Annotated in this window: 17 protein-coding genes and 1 pseudogene; 4 read left to right on the top strand and 14 right to left on the bottom strand. The window is 69.3% G+C overall.

Annotated features, from left to right (window positions below; genetic code table 11):
• The first annotated feature begins 60 nt into the window (after window positions 1–60).
• The 3 genes from F1642_RS11275 to F1642_RS11265 all read left to right on the top strand — a co-directional run bounded on the left by F1642_RS11275 (window position 61) and on the right by F1642_RS11265 (window position 2041).
• Window positions 61–765 carry a CoA transferase subunit A gene (locus F1642_RS11275; protein WP_194886277.1) on the top strand — a complete coding sequence of 235 codons (705 nt, stop codon included), beginning with the start codon at window positions 61–63 and terminating at the stop codon, window positions 763–765.
• Complete coding sequence (locus F1642_RS11270) at window positions 765–1403, top strand: 3-oxoacid CoA-transferase subunit B (protein WP_046001381.1); 639 nt, start codon at window positions 765–767, stop codon at window positions 1401–1403. The genes F1642_RS11275 and F1642_RS11270 overlap by 1 nt, the downstream gene beginning before the upstream one ends.
• A 65-nt stretch (window positions 1404–1468) precedes the next feature.
• Window positions 1469–2041, top strand: coding sequence for a hypothetical protein (locus F1642_RS11265; RefSeq protein ID WP_194886276.1), 573 nt, complete (start codon window positions 1469–1471; stop codon window positions 2039–2041).
• On the opposite strand, the gene folD is transcribed toward F1642_RS11265, so the two are convergent.
• The 3 genes from folD to F1642_RS11250 are packed head-to-tail and all read right to left on the bottom strand — an operon-like array spanning window position 2038 to window position 3717.
• Window positions 2038–2913, bottom strand: a complete 876-nt coding sequence (gene folD / locus F1642_RS11260) for a bifunctional methylenetetrahydrofolate dehydrogenase/methenyltetrahydrofolate cyclohydrolase FolD (RefSeq protein WP_045982846.1) — start codon at window positions 2911–2913, stop codon at window positions 2038–2040. The genes F1642_RS11265 and folD overlap by 4 nt on opposite strands.
• Window positions 2910–3212, bottom strand: a complete 303-nt coding sequence (locus F1642_RS11255; RefSeq protein ID WP_045982896.1) for a chorismate mutase — start codon at window positions 3210–3212, stop codon at window positions 2910–2912. Before F1642_RS11255 ends, folD begins: the two co-directional genes overlap by 4 nt.
• A gap of 46 nt (window positions 3213–3258) precedes the next feature.
• Window positions 3259–3717 carry a MarR family winged helix-turn-helix transcriptional regulator gene (locus F1642_RS11250; RefSeq protein ID WP_194886275.1) on the bottom strand — a complete coding sequence of 153 codons (459 nt, stop codon included), beginning with the start codon at window positions 3715–3717 and terminating at the stop codon, window positions 3259–3261.
• Window positions 3718–3816: 99 nt separating this feature from the next.
• Between F1642_RS11250 and F1642_RS11245 the strand changes: the two genes are divergently transcribed.
• Entirely contained in the window at window positions 3817–4245 is a 429-nt protein-coding gene (locus F1642_RS11245; RefSeq protein WP_046001377.1) for an organic hydroperoxide resistance protein, read from the top strand.
• A gap of 43 nt (window positions 4246–4288) precedes the next feature.
• Here F1642_RS11245 and ftsH read toward each other — a convergent pair whose 3' ends face one another.
• The 11 genes and pseudogenes from ftsH to F1642_RS11190 all read right to left on the bottom strand — a co-directional run.
• On the bottom strand, window positions 4289–6178 hold the full coding sequence (ftsH, locus tag F1642_RS11240; protein ID WP_045982844.1) for an ATP-dependent zinc metalloprotease FtsH: 1890 nt from the start codon (window positions 6176–6178) through the stop codon (window positions 4289–4291).
• 57 nt (window positions 6179–6235) lie between these two features.
• Complete coding sequence (tilS, locus tag F1642_RS11235) at window positions 6236–7462, bottom strand: tRNA lysidine(34) synthetase TilS (protein WP_194886274.1); 1227 nt, start codon at window positions 7460–7462, stop codon at window positions 6236–6238.
• On the bottom strand, window positions 7459–8361 hold the full coding sequence (locus F1642_RS11230) for a tetratricopeptide repeat protein (RefSeq protein WP_045982843.1): 903 nt from the start codon (window positions 8359–8361) through the stop codon (window positions 7459–7461). The genes tilS and F1642_RS11230 overlap by 4 nt, the downstream gene beginning before the upstream one ends.
• A complete protein-coding gene (gene pal / locus F1642_RS11225) occupies window positions 8361–8858 on the bottom strand; it encodes a peptidoglycan-associated lipoprotein Pal (protein WP_194886273.1) in 498 nt (165 codons plus the stop codon). Before pal ends, F1642_RS11230 begins: the two co-directional genes overlap by 1 nt.
• A gap of 110 nt (window positions 8859–8968) precedes the next feature.
• Window positions 8969–10287 (bottom strand): annotated as a pseudogene (gene tolB / locus F1642_RS11220) (Tol-Pal system beta propeller repeat protein TolB).
• A 55-nt stretch (window positions 10288–10342) separates the two neighbouring features.
• The gene (locus F1642_RS11215; protein ID WP_194886272.1) at window positions 10343–12289 is read right to left on the bottom strand and encodes a hypothetical protein; all 1947 of its coding nucleotides are present in this window, start codon (window positions 12287–12289) and stop codon (window positions 10343–10345) included.
• A 3-nt stretch (window positions 12290–12292) separates the two neighbouring features.
• Complete coding sequence (locus tag F1642_RS11210) at window positions 12293–12742, bottom strand: ExbD/TolR family protein (protein WP_046001374.1); 450 nt, start codon at window positions 12740–12742, stop codon at window positions 12293–12295.
• 1 nt (window position 12743) lies between these two features.
• Window positions 12744–13436 carry a protein TolQ gene (gene tolQ / locus F1642_RS11205; RefSeq protein WP_045981459.1) on the bottom strand — a complete coding sequence of 231 codons (693 nt, stop codon included), beginning with the start codon at window positions 13434–13436 and terminating at the stop codon, window positions 12744–12746.
• A gap of 167 nt (window positions 13437–13603) precedes the next feature.
• The gene (gene ybgC, locus F1642_RS11200) at window positions 13604–13999 is read right to left on the bottom strand and encodes a tol-pal system-associated acyl-CoA thioesterase (RefSeq protein WP_046001373.1); all 396 of its coding nucleotides are present in this window, start codon (window positions 13997–13999) and stop codon (window positions 13604–13606) included.
• A gap of 36 nt (window positions 14000–14035) precedes the next feature.
• Entirely contained in the window at window positions 14036–15067 is a 1032-nt protein-coding gene (gene ruvB, locus F1642_RS11195) for a Holliday junction branch migration DNA helicase RuvB (RefSeq protein WP_045981457.1), read from the bottom strand.
• Window positions 15064–15689: M48 family metalloprotease (locus F1642_RS11190; protein WP_194886271.1), on the bottom strand; the 626-nt coding region annotated here is incomplete at its 5' end. The genes ruvB and F1642_RS11190, both read right to left, overlap by 4 nt.

The raw sequence follows: 15689 nt of genomic DNA, 5'->3' as shown, positions 1-15689 counted from the left end.
CACTTGCGCCAGCGCACGCAACAACTTGGGCCGATAACGGGATCAAGGACGGGAGGACCGATGAAAAAGGTCTATGCCACTGCGGGCGAGGCTCTGGACGGGCTTTTGCATGACGGGATGTTCATCGCGGCAGGGGGGTTCGGCCTGTGCGGCATCCCCGAGCTGCTGATCGACGCCCTGGTCGAATCCAAGGTCAAGGATCTGACCATCGCCAGCAACAATTGCGGCGTGGACGGGTTCGGCCTGGGCAAGCTGCTGGACACGCGTCAGATCAAGAAGATGATCAGCAGCTATGTCGGCGAGAACGCCGAATTCATGCGTCAGTACCTGTCCGGAGAGCTTGAGCTGGAGTTCAACCCGCAGGGCACCCTGGCCGAACGCATGCGTGCGGGCGGCGCCGGCATCCCGGGCTTCTATACCAAGACCGGCGTCGGCACCGTCATCGCCGAGGGCAAGGAGGTCAAGAATTTCGACGGCCAGGACTACATCCTGGAGCGCGGGATCGTGGCCGACCTGTCCATCGTCAAGGCCTGGAAGGCCGACGACACCGGCAACCTGGTGTTCCGCAAGACCGCACGCAACTTCAACCCGCCCGCCGCGATGTGCGGCCGCGTCTGCGTCGCCGAGGTCGAGGAGATCGTCCCACGCGGCAGCCTGGACCCCGACCTGATCCACCTGCCCGGCATCTATGTCCACCGGATCATCCAGGGGTCGCACGAAAAGCGCATCGAACAGCGCACCACCCGCAAGAAGGAGGCCGTGTGATGACCGAGGCAGCAAAAGGCTGGGACCGCAACCAGATGGCCGCCCGCGCGGCCGAGGAGCTGGAAGACGGCTGGTACGTCAACCTGGGGATCGGCATTCCGACCTTGGTCGCGAACTATGTCGGCGACAAGGACATCACGCTCCAGTCCGAGAACGGCATGCTGGGCATGGGCCCCTTTCCGTTCGAGGGCGACGAGGATCCCGACCTGATCAACGCCGGCAAGCAGACCATCACCGAGCTGTCGCGCACCAGCTATTTCGACAGCGCCACCAGCTTTGGCATGATCCGCGGCGGCAAGATCGCCGCGGCGATCCTGGGCGCGATGGAGGTCTCGGAGGAGGGCGATCTGGCCAACTGGATGATCCCCGGCAAGCTGGTCAAGGGCATGGGCGGCGCGATGGACCTGGTCGCGGGCGTGGGCCGCGTGATCGTGGTCATGGACCACACCAACAAGGCGGGCGAGTCCAAGGTGCTGAAATCCTGCACCCTGCCGCTGACCGGCAAGGCCGTGGTCGACCGGATCATCACCAACATGGGTGTCTTGGACGTGGTGCCCGGCGGGCTGCGCATCGTCCAGCTGGCCGACGGCATCACCGAGGATGAGATCCGCGCCGCGACCCAGGCCACGCTGGTCTGACCCATTCGCACCGACCACCGACCGGGGGGCATTCGCCCCCCGTTCTCATGCCCAGGAAAGACGCCATGGACCCCGCCGCGATAGAGACCCTGTTCACCCGCCCCGACGGCAGCTTCCTGTGCGCGCGGTGGGGCCGCCCGGTGGCGCCCGTGGTGTTCGGCCTGGCCGATGACAGCCTGGACATCTTTCGCGCCGCGATCCGTGCGGGCTTTGCGCATGCGCGCCACCCGGTGGTCGACACCGACCCCGAAACCGGTGCAAACCTGATGCTGTTCTTCGTGCGGGACTGGTCCGAACTGGCCGGGGTGCCCGATCTGGACCGGCTGACGGGCCTTCCCGGCCTGCCCGACCGTCTGGCGGGCCAGGGCGCCGACCAGTACCGGCTGTTCCGCTTTGACGAGGCGGGCGGCATCCGCGCCTGCCTGACCTTCGTCAGGATGGGGGGCGCGCTGGCCGACGCGCATCCAGCGGCCCTTGCGGAACACATCACGATGCAATCCGCGCTGACCTTTTCCACCGAGGTGACGCCATCCGCCGCGCTGGCGGCGCTGATCCGCGCCGCCTATGACCCGGTGCTGCCGATGGTCGCGACACAGCCGGCCCATGCGCTCCGGCTGTCGGCGCGGATGGCCGCTTAGGGGGTCAGCCCCTCGGGGTCGGGCAGGCCGTGGCTGCGCGCGGTCGCGGTCAGCGTGTTGGCCAACAGGCAGGCGATGGTCATCGGCCCCACGCCCCCGGGAACCGGGGTGATCGCACCGGCCACCTGCACTGCCGCGGCAAAGTCGACATCGCCCACCAGCCCGTCATCGGTCCGGTTGATGCCCACGTCGATGACTGTGGCGCCCGGCTTGATCCAGTCGCCCTGCACGAAATGCGGCCGCCCGACGGCGGCGACCAGGATGTCGGCCTGACGGCACAGCGCGGCCAGATCGGTCGTGCGCGAATGCGCCACCGTCACGGTCGCGCTGTCGCGCAGCAGCAGCTGCGCCATGGGCTTGCCCACGATATTGCTGCGCCCGATGACCACCGCATTGCGGCCGGCCAGCGACCCCAGATGGTCGCGCAGCAGCATCAGACAGCCAAGCGGCGTGCAGGGCACCATCGCCTTCTGTCCGGTGGCCAGGCGCCCGACGTTCAGGATGTGGAACCCGTCCACGTCCTTTTCGGGCAGGATGGCGTTGATGACCGCCGCCTCGTCCATGCCCTTGGGCAGGGGCAGCTGGACCAGGATGCCGTTCACGGCCGGATCGGCGTTCAGCTTGGCGATCAGCGCCATCAGCGTGTCCTGATCCGTCGATGCCGGCAGCCGGTGTTCGAACGAGGTCATGCCGACCTCTCGCGTCATGCGCCCCTTGGACCGGACATAAACCTGGCTGGCCGGATCCTCGCCCACCAGGACGACAGCCAGGCCGGGCACGATGCCCTGCCCTGCAAGATCGGCGACCTGCGTGGCAATCCGGGCGCGCAGGCGGGCGGCAAAGGCCTTGCCGTCAAGGGTCTGGGCGGTCATGGGCGGTCCTTGTTCAGCTGGCGTTCTTCCTGGGCGATGGCGGCCTCGATCAGCTGCCGCCACAGGCGATCGTACAGCTGGGGGTCCAGGCCGTGACCCTCGGCGTGGCGGCGGACATTCGCCACGACCTCCTCGACGCGGGCATCGATGCGCGCGGGCATGCCGTTGCCGGCCTTGATCTGCGCGGCGCGGTCGATCAGCGCATGGCGTCGCGCCAGCAAAGCCATCAGCTGTTCGTCCAGCTGGTCGATCTGAGCCCGCAGCGCGGGCATGTCGGGAATGTCACAGGTCCGGGTCATGGTGCCCGTCCCATGCACCGTCGCGCGCAAAATCGCAAGGCCCAGCCTAGCCCTGCGGGCTCTGCTGCAGCTGATGTCGCAGGCGGCGCAGCTGTTCGCGCAGTGCCTGGGCGGTCCGGTCATCCAGCCCGGTATTGCCGGTCACGCAGGCGATGACGCGTTCGGACTGGCTTTGCAGGTCGGCGCCCTGCGGAGACAGCGACACGATCACCCGGCGTTCGTCGCGCGAATCCCGCTGTCGGGTAACCAGGTTCGCCGCCTCCAGCCGCTTGATCAGCGGGGTCAGGGTGCTGCTGTCCAGCCCAAGGCTGTCCCCGATGCCGCCGACGGACTGATGATCGTTGGCCCACAAGGCCATCATCACCAGGAACTGCGGATAGGTCAGCCCAAGCGGGTCCAGCAACGGCTTGTAGATCCGCCCAAAGGCAAGATTGACGGCATAGACGTCAAAGCACAGCATCTGATCGAAAGGCGACAGGCTGGACAAGGCGGGATCATCGCTCATGCACATGGTGTAATTGCACAAAGCGCAGTCCGCAACTGTTGCAATTTCGAAGGGTTAATTTATATAGCGTGCTATCTATTATCGAAGAAAGGAAATGCCATGCCGGAAAAGATCCTCTATCGAACCGCCGCGACGGCCACTGGGGGCGGCCGTGACGGCAAAACCGCCTTAAATGACGGCACTTCGGCCATCGACCTGGTCGTTCCGAAGGAATTGGGCGGTCCCGGCGGCGACGGGCTCAACCCGGAAAAGCTGTTCGCGCTCGGCTATGCCGCCTGCTTCATGGGCGCGATGCGCCATTACGCTGCGTCGCAAAAGGTCAAGGTGCCGGATGATGCGGCGGTCAATGTCAGCGTGGGCATCGGCCCCCGCAGCGATCCGGGCTTCGGACTGGACGTCCAGATCGCCGTGTCCCTGCCCGGCATGGACCCCGCCGTGGCGCAGGACCTGATCGAGGGCGGTCACAAGGTCTGTCCCTATTCGCATGCCACGGCCGGCACGCTGACCATCACGCCGACCCTGGTGTGATCCAAGAAGAAACCCCGGTCCATCGGACCGGGGTTTTGTCGTCTCAGGCAGGGGCGGGGTCGCCACCCGGCGCGGGCTTTGTCCGCGGGATGGCCGTGACCGAGGGGATCACGCTGGCCGGGGTGTCGTCGTCATCCCCGCCGATCGCATCACCGCGCAGAATGCGGGCGATCTCCTCTCCGGTCAGGGTCTCGTATTCCAGCAGGCCCTTGGCCATGCGCTCGAACTCGACCTCCTTCTCCAGCAGGATGCGGCGGGCTTCCTGATAGCCCTCCTCGATCAGGTCGCGAACCTCCTGCTCGATCAGTTCCTTGGTCGAGGCGGACACGGAGAAGCCGCCGGTGCTGCCGTTATAGCCCTCATGCGCCTCGGCATAATCAACCGCGCCGACCTTGTCGGACATGCCCCACCGCATCACCATCGCCCGGGCCAGTGCGCTGGCCTGCTGGATGTCGCCGGCGGGGCCGTTCGAGACGCCCTCCTCGCCGTACTTGATGATCTCGGCAGCCTTCCCGGCCATGGTCATGGCGATCTTCTGCTTGGCCTCGTCCTTGTGGAAGTTCAGGCGGTCCATCTCGGGCAGGCTGACGACCATGCCCAGGGCGCCGCCGCGCGGGATGATCGTGGCCTTGTAGACCGGATCGCATTTCGGCAGCGACAGGCCGACGACGGCGTGGCCCGCTTCGTGATAGGCGGTCTTTTCTTTCTGCTCGGGCGTCAGGACCAGGCTGCGACGCTCGACACCCAGCATCACCTTGTCCTTGGCGTTCTCGAAATCGGCCATGCTGACAAAGCGGCGCCCGATGCGCGCGGCGCCCAAGGCAGCCTCGTTCACTAGGTTCATCAGGTCCGCGCCCGAAAAGCCGGGCGTACCGCGCGCGATCAGGCGCAGGTCGACATCCGGTCCGACCGGAACCTTGCGGGCATGGACCGACAGGATCCGCTCGCGGCCCTTGATGTCGGGGTTCGGCACGTGGATCGTGCGGTCGAACCGGCCCGGACGCAGCAGCGCGGGGTCCAGCACGTCCTTGCGGTTGGTCGCGGCGATGATGATGATGCCTTCGTTCGCCTCGAAGCCGTCCATCTCGACCAGCAGCTGGTTCAGTGTCTGTTCGCGCTCATCGTTGCCGCCGCCGATGCCTACGCCACGGGCGCGACCCACGGCGTCGATCTCGTCGATGAACAGGATGCAGGGGGCCGATTTCTTGGCCTGCTCGAACATGTCGCGCACGCGGCTGGCACCGACGCCCACGAACATCTCGACGAAGTCCGATCCCGAGATGGTGAAGAACGGCACGCCCGCCTCGCCCGCGATGGCCCGCGCCAGCAGCGTCTTACCAGTGCCCGGAGGGCCCACCAGCAGCGCACCCTTGGGGATCTTGCCGCCAAGGCGGCTGAACTTCTGCGGGTTGCGCAGGAACTCGACGATCTCCTCAAGCTCCTCCTTGGCTTCGTCGATGCCCGCGACGTCGTCAAAGGTCACGCGTCCGTGCTTTTCGGTCAGCAGCTTGGCCTTGGACTTGCCAAAGCCCATCGCGCCGCCCTTGCCGCCGCCCTGCATGCGATTCATGAAGAATATCCACACCCCGATCAGCAGGATGAACGGCAGCCAGACGCCCAGCATCGACATGAAGCCGCTGCTTTGCTGCTTGACCACGCGCACGTCCACGCCCTGCTGGATCAGCCGGTCGCTGATATCCTCGCCCATCGGGCGCACGGTCGCGTACTGCTCGCCGTTGGTGCCGGTGATGGCCACGTCCTCTCCGTCGATCGTGACGGCGCTGACCTGGTCGTTCTGCACCCGTTCGATGAAGTCGGAATAGCTGATCTGGCGGCTGTTCATGGTGCCCGACCCGTCGCTGAACAGATTGAACAGCGCGAGGATCATCAGGAACAGAACCACCCAGAAGGCGAAGTTGCGAGCATTGCCCAATACGGGTCCTCCGACGGAATGCGGTTTGACTTGAAAATAGGGATTATCGCGACAGGTTCAATGCGCCTTCACCAACCTGTGGAAATCTGCCGCGCCCCGGACCGGAATCAGGGTGATTCCGGGGTGGTCGCGCAGCAGCGGCGCGGCGATCAGCCGTCCGTCCTGCCAGATGCCGGGGCTGGCCGCAGCCTCGTCACGCAGCAGGCCCGAATCGCGCCACGGCAGGCGGGCCAGCGGCTCGGTCCCCAAGGCCGCGATCGTCTGGCCGGGGGCAAGACCGCGCACCCGCCAGCGACGGTCCCAGACCTGGTCGGGCGTTGGGCCGGTGCGCAGCGCGGCCGCGGCCTCGCGCGTGACCCGCAGCCCCGCGCCCGTCGGAGAGATCATCGCCCCATCCAGCGTCACCCGCCCCTGCGCCAGCATCGCCTCCAGCGCGTGGATCAGCGTCGCGCGGCGCGGCGGATAGTCGGCGCCCGTCACCCATCGGCAGGCGGCGACCAGAATGCGGCGGCGGATCTCTGGCGGCGCGTCGCGCAGGGGGCCGCGCGACAGGATCAGGCTGCCGCGATCGACCTTGGCATCGGCGCTCAGCAGGGCCGCGTAATCGGCCAGCGCGTCGCGCGCGTCGGCAATATGGGCGGCGGATCGGGCCAGGCCCGACACCTCCAGCCCCAGGGCCGCGATGGCCTGACGCGCCCGGATGCGGTCATAGTCGGCATTGTCGTTCGTCGGATCGTCGATCCAGGTGATGTCGCGCGCCGTTAGCCAGTCGCGCAGCTCGGCCCGCCCGGTGCCCAGCATCGGCCGCAGCCAGCGCATGTCGAACGCGTCGCGCCATTCCGCCATCGCCGACAGCCCGTCCACGCCGGAACCGCGCGCCAGGCGCATCAGCAGCGTCTCGGCCAGATCGTCGGCCGTGTGGCCAAGCGCCACCGCCGGCAGGTCGTTGCGACGCGCCCAGCCCGACAGCAGCCGCAGCCGCGCATCGCGGGCCTGCGCCATCAGATTGCCGACCTGCGTGTCGCGCCGCCACAGCAGCACCGCATGCGACAGGCCCAGGGCACGCGCGGCGCGGGCGACCTCCTCGGCCTCGGCCGCGCTTCCTTCGCGCAGGCCGTGATCGACGGTGGCGACCATGACGCGCCGCCCCTGCGCCCATTCGGCGGCCACATGCATCAGGGCGATGGAATCACCGCCCCCCGACACCGCCAGTCCAAGCGCCGGCAGGTCCCCCGCCAGCCGGTCCAGGACGGACCTGATGCGGGCGCCGGGGTCGCGGATCACGGATATTCGGCCAGATCGGCCGCCGCTTCGGGGTCCATCGACGGATCGAGCAGCGGGTCCAGAACGCCCAGGTCGCTGACGCCGCAGCCAAGGCGGGTCACGTGGCCCTCCGCCTCAACGGCCTGCGGGCTGCCGGGAAATCGGGCGGGAATCTCTGCCAGGTACAGGCAGGCGGCGGTCGCGTCACCCTGCGCCTCGATCACACGAGCGATGCCCAGCAGGCTCTCGCCAGCCCGTGCGCCGTCCGGATCGGCGGCGAACCCCTCCAGCCAGGCGGCGGCCGCATCGCGCGGCTGGCCGGCCAGATCCAGCGCCTGCCCGCGCAGGAACAGCGCCTCGGCGGTCAGGGGACCGCCGGCATGGGTTTCCGCGACATCGGCGAACATCTGCGCCGCGCGGGCGTGATCGCCGGCGTCCATCGCGGCGCGGGCCGCGTCGAAATCGGTCTGCTCGGCCGCGGTCGAGGCAGGCTGCCCCGCCCCGCCATCCGCCGGGGCCGAGGGCGCCAGCTGCGGGCTGAGCCCCGCCTGCGCCTGCGGCACGGTCAGCGCCGACAGATCGCAGCCCGGTTCGGCCTCGCACAGGCGGAATTCCAGGTCGGACAGGCGCCGTTCGCTGTCGCCCGCGATCCGGTTGATGCGATTCTGCAGCTGTTCGGCCTGGTTCGTCAGGCGCATCAGCTGCGCCTCCATCGCGTTCATGCGGTCGATGGCGCTGGCCCCGCCCGCCGCCTGGAACCCGGCGGCACCCGACGCGACCAGTTCGCCTCGCAATCCCTGCAGCTGACTGCGCAGCTGCGTGACCTGCTGACGCATGTCGGCCAGGGTCGCGGCGTCGGGGGCGGCCTGAACAGGCGCCCCAAGCGTCAGGGCCAGGATCAGCGCGGGGATCAGCCGCATCACATGCCTGCCCCGACGACGCCCCCGACAGGGGCGGCGCTTGCCACGGGGGCCGTCGCCACGGCGGGGGGGGCGGCTTCGGTCACGACGGTGACGGCACGGCGGTTCTGGGCATAGCAGCCCTCGTCCGAACAGGTCGCCGCGGGACGCTCCTTGCCGAAGGACAGCGTGCGGATGCGGCCCGGGGCCACGCCCTGCGCGACCAGGTATTCCTGCACCGCACTGGCCCGCCGTGCGCCAAGCGCAAGGTTGTATTCGCGGGTGCCCGTCTCCTCGGCATGGCCCTGGACCACGGCGGTAAAGGCGGTGTGGCGCGTCAGCCAGGCGGCCTGCGCCGCCAGGATGGTCCGCGCCTCGGGGGTCAGGGTCGTCTGGTCGGCGGGAAACAGGACCGTGTCGCCGACCGTGCCGCGGAAATACTGGGCCGTGGCCTCGGCGCCCAGGACGCCGCCGGCCAGATCGCCCTGGAACACCGCGCCCCCCGCCCGTGCTGGCATAGGGGTCGACCACGGGCGGCGCCACCGTCGGCGCGGGCTGGGCACAGGCCGCCAGCCCCAGAAGGGCGGCCAGCAGGACAGGCTTGGTCGCGGCGTTCATCATCTCATCCTCATGGCAACAGGGGACCCCAGGACGGGTCCGAGGCGGCAAAGTCAAGATTCATCGGTCGCATGTTGCGCCCGGTGATGTCCACCGAATGCAGCCGCGGCTGGCCGTTTCCGCCGGGGGTGGCGCGCGTGAACATCACCACCCGACCGTTCGGGGCCCAGGTCGGGCCCTCGTCCAGGAAGCTTTCGGTCAGCATACGCTCGGACGATCCGTCGGTGCGCATGGTGCCGATGTGAAAGCGTTCGCCGATCTGCTTGGTGAACGCGATCAGGTCCCCCTTGGGCGACCAGGTGGGCGTGCCGTAACGCCCGTCCCCAAAGCTGATGCGCGACGGCTCGGCCCCGTCCAACCCCATGATGTACAGCTGCGGCGCGCCGGACCGGTCGCTTTCGAACACGATGCGCTGCCCGTCCGGGCTAAACCCGGAGAGGTGTCGATGGCCGGCGAATTGGTCAGCGCGCGTTGGGCGCCGGTGGCCACGTCCATCAGCCAGATGTCGGTATTGCCGCCCTGTTCGCGCGAATACGCGACCCACCGCCCGTCCGGGCTGAAGGTCGGCGCAAAAGCCATCGTGCTGGCATCGCGGGTCAGCGGCCGGGCGCTGACGGTCGCCACGTCCATCAGCTGGATCTGGGGAAAGCCGCTGTCATAGCTGGTGAACAGCAGCCGCCGCCCGTCGGGCGAGAATTTCGGCGCCAGCACCAGGGACGAGCTGTCGGTCATCCACAGGATGTTCGCGCCGTCGTAATCCATCACGCCGATCCGCTTGATCCGTGCGCTTTTCGGGCCGGTTTCCTGGACGAAGGCCACGCGGCTGTCGAAATAGGGCTTTTCGCCGGTCAGCCGGGCATAGATCTGGTCGGCGATCTTGTGGGCCGCGCGGCGCCAGTCGGCGGCGCGGGCGTCGAACTGCATCCCGTCGCCCTGCGGCTGGCCCGACACGACGTCGAACAGCCGAAAGCCCACGCTGATGTTGTCGCCCATCTGCCGCACCTCGGCCGAGACCAGCGCCTGCGCGTTCACCGCCCGCCAGTCGTCATAGCTGACGGCCTCGGTAAAGCTGGCGGGGCGGGCGACATGCGTCTCGACGGGGATCTCGCTGAACAGGCCGGTACCGGTCAGGTCGTCCGCCACGACCTGACGGATGCGGGCCGCGATCTCGGCATCGCCATGAAAGGCCGGAATGGCGATCGACATCGGCTCTATCACGCCGTCGGTGATCTCGATGCGCAGGGGGGTGTCCTGCGCCATCACGGGCCCGGTCGGCAGCAACGCTGCGGCCAGCAGGAAGGCAGGGGCAAGGATCAGTCTGCGGAACATGGCGTCATCACTACCTTTTTTCGGCGAACAGCGGAAGGTGGCCCCCGCCGGTCAGTCATTGGAACGCGACGCCGTCGGGGCGGAAATCCACCACGACATCGCGCCAGCGTCCGTATTTCGATGCGGGCAGATCGAACCCGGCGCGTCCGCACATCAGGATGGCGCGGCGCGCGACCTCGAACCCCTGCTGGGCTGCGGATTCGCTGCCGCCCTGATAGCCAGCGATGCGCATGCTGTTCTGGTCGGGCACCCCGTCCGGCGACAGCGTGAACCCGACAGAGACGGTCATCTGCGACGCCTCGACCGACAGCGCGCCCAGGTTCCAGCAGTCTTGGATCGCAAAGCGCAGCCCGTCGCGCTCCGACAGCGTCAGCGGATCGCCCAGGGGCAGGCCCTGCGCCGCATCGGGCAAGGGCGTCGCCTGGATCGGGCTGGGGGTCAGCTGCATCATGTCGGCAGGCGGGCCCGAAGGGTCGTTCGCCGGATCCGCCGCGGCCCCGGTCCCCGCCATGGCCCCCGCCAGCGCGGCGGCCAGCGGGTCCAGCCCGGCCGAGGCGCCGCTGCCGCCCTCGATGGTCTGCGACGGGCTGCCGGCCGTGTCGGAGCCAGAGGCGGCGTCCTGCCCCCCTGCCCCGCCCTGCGCATCGCGCAGCGCGTCCTCCAGCGCCTGCCGATCCGCCGCCTCGCGCGCGGCCTGTTCGGCAGCCGCCTGACGCTCGGCCTCGGCTTGCCGCTCTGCGGCTTCGGCGGCGGCACGGCGTTCTTCCTCGGCCTCGGCGGCAGCGCGGCGTTCCGCCTCCGCGGCGGCCTGGCGCTCCGCTTCTTCGGCCTGGCGTGCGGCTTCGGCGCGACGTTCTTCCTCGGCCGCTGCAGCGGCGCGGCGCTCCTCCTCCGCCTCTGCGGCAGCACGGCGCTCCGCCTCCTCAGCGGCTTGGCGTTCCGCCTCCTCAGCGGCCTGGCGCTCGGCCTCCGCCGCCTGAAGTGCGGCTTCGGCGCGGCGCTCCTCCTCGGCCGCGGCCTCTGCGGCGGCACGACGCGCCGCTTCCGCTTCGGCCGCCGCGCGGCGTTCGGCCTCCGCGGCGTCGGCTGCCTGCCGTTCCTCCTCCGCAGCTTGGCGCGCGGCTTCCGCGCGGCGCTCTTCCGCGGCCTCTGCCGCTGCGCGCCGTTCCTGCTCCGCCTCTGCCGCCGCCTGACGTTCGGCTTCCGCGGCAGCGTCCGCCGCGGCCTGGCGCTCGCGTTCGGCCGCGGCTTGGCGGTCTGCCTCGGCGGCAGCCTGGCGTTCCGCCTCGGCTGCGGCTTCGGCGGCCGCATCGGCCGTGGCCTGACGCGCGGCGGCGGCAGCCGCATCTGCGGCCGCCTGACGCGCAGCCTCGGCGGCAGCCGCCTCCGCCACGCGGCGGTTGAAGGATTCGACCAGGTCGGCCGGCCGGTCCTCGGGGCGGCGCGAGGCGTCAAGTGCGAGCGCCGATCGCGGGGCGACCGGAACGGCCGCGGCGTCGGGCGTCGGCAGCGCCGGGCGGTTAGGCTGGGCCTCTGCCACGGGGGCCGGGGGGGTGTCCGGGACCTGCGGGGCGGTCTCGGCCCCGTCGGTCTGGTTCGGGCGCGGCGCGGGCAGATCGGTCGCGACCTCGACCGGGGCGGCGGGCGCGAAATCGCTGAGGTCGGGCACGGATTCGGCCGTGTCGGGCTGTTCCAGCGCCGCGGCCTGCCCCGATTGCGGGGGGATCGCATCGACGGGCCGCGCCGCACCGTCCTCGGCCGGGTCGACGGGGTCGGGCAAGGTGGCCACCGCGGTCGAATCGGCACCCACCGGCCCCGCCCCGCGGGCGGCGGCGGCCATCGCCTCGAACTCGGCGCCGCTGATGGTCGAGACCTGGGTCGTGCGCACCATCGGGCTGGGCTGCGGACGAAACAGCGCCCCGCCCAGGATCGCCCACAGGATCAGAGAGCCGTGCGCGACCCCCGAGACCCAGTAACCGATGCGCCCTTCGCGTTCGTCCATGGTTCAGCCGTCCATCCGCGGTCCGCCGGTCTCGGTGACCAGCACGATGTCGGTGATCCCCGCGGCGTTCAGCGCGCCCATGATCTGGACCACGCGGGCATAGGGGATGGTGCCGTCGGCACGCAGGAACACCCGGCCCGACTGCCGTTCCGCCAGGATCGTGCGCAGCGTCGTCACGACCTGCTCGTCCGCCACCGGCTGGTCCATGATCGTCAGCGACCCCTCGACCGGGATCGACACCATCAACGGCTCTTCGTCCTCGTTGGGGACCGCGTTGGCGGCGGTTTCGGGCAGGTTCAGCGGAACGCCCGCCGTCATCAGCGGCGCCGCGACCATAAAGATGATCAGCAGCACCAGCATCACGTCCACAAAGGGCGTGACGTTGATCTCGGACATCGGCAGGTTGCGCCGACGGCCCTTGCTGCGGACGCGCTTGACGACCCCGGATGCCATGTCAGGCCTCGTCCATCTGGCGCGACAGAAGGGTCGAGAACTCGTCCGAGAACGCCTCCCATCCGCCGGTGATGCGTTCCGCGTCGCCCGACAGCTTGTTGTAGAAGACGACGGCCGGGATGGCCGCGACCAGGCCCAAAGCGGTCGCCAGCAGGGCCTCGGCGATGCCCGGCGCCACGACGGCCAGACTGGTGTCCTGGGTCAGGGCGATGCCCTCGAATGCGGACTTGATGCCCCAGACGGTGCCGAACAGGCCGATGAAGGGCGCGGTCGACCCCACGGTCGCCAGGAAGGACAGGCCGCGGAACAGGCGCTGTTCCTCGCGCTGGATGGCCACGTTCATGGCCCGGTCGATGCGCCCGATGCCGCCCGCGATCAGCCGCCCGTCATCGCGGTGGCTGCGGCGCCATTCGGTCATGCCCGCGGAAAAGATCCGTTCGGACGGCCCCTTGGGGCGGTCGCCAAGCCGGTCATAAAGATCGTCCAAGGGCTCTCCGGACCAGAAGGCGCGGTCAAAGCGGGCGGCCTCCTTGCGCGCCTGCGCAAAGGTCAGGAACTTCTGCACGATGATCGCCCAGGACCAGAACGAGGCCGCGATCAGCATGATCATGACCACCTGCACCGTCAGCGAGGATCGCCAGAACAAAGCCACGGCCGAAAAGTCGATGGCCTCGGCGGCCTGAATGGGTTCCATGGTCTACTGCCTCATCATCAGGGGCCGCAACTGCCCCCTGGCAGCCCGGCGTTGCGGCCTGTTACCCTGTAATTGCCACGGGTTTCAGCCCCCGCGGCAACACAATGGCGTCAATTTTCATCAACCTGCGTCCGTGTTGCCGCATCCGCGCGGCAGAAGCCACGGGTTCAGCCCTCCGGCAGCGCCCGCGCCAGGGCGGCGGGCAGGCGCACGGGACGTCCCCGCCCGTCCAGGCTGACGATCGTCACCCGCGCCGAAAACAGTACCTCATCACCGCGCAGCACCTGCTGGTCGACCACGATCCGCGCGGCCGTGGCGTGCGACAGGTCGGTGACCACGGTCAGCAGGTCGTCGAAGCGCGCGGGGCGCAGATAGTCGGCCTCGATATGGCGGACGGCAAAGACGTGGCCCGACGTCTCCTTCATGCGCATCTGGTCGATTCCGGTGGCGCGCATCCATTCGGACCGCCCCCGCTCGATGTATTTCAGATAGTTCGCATAATAGACGATCCCGGCCAGGTCGGTGTCTTCGTAATAGACGCGCAATGTCAGGTGATGGCTCATGGGGGCCAAAATACGCGCGATCGGTCCCGTCCGCAATCAGACGTCGAACAGCGTCGCCTGACCGGTGGGGACCGGCATGTCCAAGCCCAGATGGCGCCAGGCCCCCTGGGTCAGCATGCGCCCGCGCGGGGTCCGCGCGACCAGGCCCTGCTGCAGCAGATAGGGCTCGATCACCTCCTCGATGGCGTCGCGGCTCTCGGACAGGGCGGCGGATAGCGTCTCGACCCCCACGGGTCCGCCCGCGTAATGCTGCGCCATCTGCGTCAGGTAGCGCCGGTCGGCCCCGTCCAGGCCCAGATCATCCACCCCCAGCCGGTTCAGCGCGATATCGGCGATCTCGCGCGTCAGGCGGCCGTTCCCCTCCACCAGCGCGAAATCGACCACGCGGCGCAGCAGCCGGCCCGCGATGCGGGGCGTGCCGCGGGCGCGGCGCGCGATCTCCAGCGTGCCTTCGGGATCGGCGCTGATCCCCATCAGCCGCGCGCCGCGCTGCACGATCAGGTCCAGTTCCGCGATCTCATAGAACTGCAGCCGGGTCGGAATGCCGAACCGGTCGCGCAGCGGCGTGGTCAGCAGGCCAAGCCGCGTGGTCGCCCCCACCAGCGTGAAGGGCTGCAGCTCGATCCGCACGGTGCGTGCGGCCGGGCCCTCGCCGATCACAAGATCCAGCTCGAAATCCTCCATCGCGGGGTACAGGATCTCCTCGACCGCAGGGTTCATGCGGTGGATCTCGTCGATGAACAGGACGTCGCGCGCCTCGAGGTTGGTCAGGATCGCGGCCAAGTCCCCCGCCCGCGCGATGACCGGCCCGGATGTCATGCGGAAGTTCACCCCCAGTTCGCGCGACATGATCTGCGCCAGCGTGGTCTTGCCCAGTCCCGGGGGGCCGAAGAACAGCGTGTGGTCCATCGCCTTGCCGCGCATCTTGGCGCTCTCGATGAACACCTTCAGGTTCGCGCGCGCCTCGGCCTGGCCCACGAATTCGGACAGGTTCTGCGGCCGAAGCGCGCGATCCTCGACATCGCTGTCCAGCTTTTCGGGGCGCAGGTCAGGGTCCGGCCCGGTCATCCGCGGCCCCACGGCGTGCGCGGCGCGGCGCCGGTGCGGGGGATGCGGCTTGGTCCGGCGGCGGGGGCCGGGTCACGCGGGGCCGTGCCATCCATCGCCATCAGCCGGGCGATCCGCTCCTCGGTCGGGGGGTGGGTGGTGAACAGCCGGTCGGCCCGCATCGCGTGCAGCGGGTTGATGATGAACATCGCCGCCGCGGCGGGGTTCTTCTCGGCCGGCAGGTTCACGCTGCGCCCCGCCGCCTGCGCGATCCGGCTCAGCGCCGAGGCCAGCGCCCGCGGCTTGCCGCTGATCTGCGCGCCGGTCGCATCCGCCTCGTATTCCCGCGCACGAGAGATCGCCATCTGCACCATCATCGCGGCCATCGGCGCCAGGATCATCGCCATGATGCCGCCGATCATGCCGCCCCGCCCCTCGCGGTTGCCCGCGAACAGCATCATGTTCCCCATCATCGCGATGGCGCCGGCCATGGTCGCGGTGACGGTCATGGTCAGCGTGTCGCGGTGCCGGATATGGGCCAGCTCATGGGCGATCACGCCCTCGATCTCGTCGGCGGACAGGTGGTTCAGCAGCCCCTGCGTCACCGCCACGGCGGAGTTCTGCGGATTCCGCCCGGTGGGAA

Origin of the sequence: Paracoccus sp. NBH48, from assembly GCF_015390265.1 — a bacterium.
GTDB lineage: Bacteria > Pseudomonadota > Alphaproteobacteria > Rhodobacterales > Rhodobacteraceae > Paracoccus > Paracoccus marcusii.
The sequence above is the reverse complement of the archived record's forward strand: the minus strand, read 5'-3'. Positions and strand labels throughout refer to the sequence as shown.

Excerpts from the sequence above, each read along its gene's own strand:
- F1642_RS11275 (WP_194886277.1), top strand. The coding sequence starts at position 61 with ATGAAAAAGGTCTATGCCACTGCGGGCGAGGCTCTGGACGGGCTTTTG.
- F1642_RS11270 (WP_046001381.1), top strand. The coding sequence starts at position 765 with ATGACCGAGGCAGCAAAAGGCTGGGACCGCAACCAGATGGCCGCCCGC.
- F1642_RS11265 (WP_194886276.1), top strand. The coding sequence starts at position 1,469 with ATGGACCCCGCCGCGATAGAGACCCTGTTCACCCGCCCCGACGGCAGC.
- folD (WP_045982846.1), bottom strand. The coding sequence starts at position 2,913 with ATGACCGCCCAGACCCTTGACGGCAAGGCCTTTGCCGCCCGCCTGCGC.
- F1642_RS11255 (WP_045982896.1), bottom strand. The coding sequence starts at position 3,212 with ATGACCCGGACCTGTGACATTCCCGACATGCCCGCGCTGCGGGCTCAG.
- F1642_RS11250 (WP_194886275.1), bottom strand. The coding sequence starts at position 3,717 with ATGAGCGATGATCCCGCCTTGTCCAGCCTGTCGCCTTTCGATCAGATG.
- F1642_RS11245 (WP_046001377.1), top strand. The coding sequence starts at position 3,817 with ATGCCGGAAAAGATCCTCTATCGAACCGCCGCGACGGCCACTGGGGGC.
- F1642_RS11230 (WP_045982843.1), bottom strand. The coding sequence starts at position 8,361 with ATGCGGCTGATCCCCGCGCTGATCCTGGCCCTGACGCTTGGGGCGCCT.
- pal (WP_194886273.1), bottom strand. The coding sequence starts at position 8,858 with ATGCCAGCACGGGCGGGGGGCGCGGTGTTCCAGGGCGATCTGGCCGGC.
- F1642_RS11215 (WP_194886272.1), bottom strand. The coding sequence starts at position 12,289 with ATGGACGAACGCGAAGGGCGCATCGGTTACTGGGTCTCGGGGGTCGCG.
- F1642_RS11210 (WP_046001374.1), bottom strand. The coding sequence starts at position 12,742 with ATGGCATCCGGGGTCGTCAAGCGCGTCCGCAGCAAGGGCCGTCGGCGC.
- tolQ (WP_045981459.1), bottom strand. The coding sequence starts at position 13,436 with ATGGAACCCATTCAGGCCGCCGAGGCCATCGACTTTTCGGCCGTGGCT.
- ybgC (WP_046001373.1), bottom strand. The coding sequence starts at position 13,999 with ATGAGCCATCACCTGACATTGCGCGTCTATTACGAAGACACCGACCTG.
- ruvB (WP_045981457.1), bottom strand. The coding sequence starts at position 15,067 with ATGACCGGGCCGGACCCTGACCTGCGCCCCGAAAAGCTGGACAGCGAT.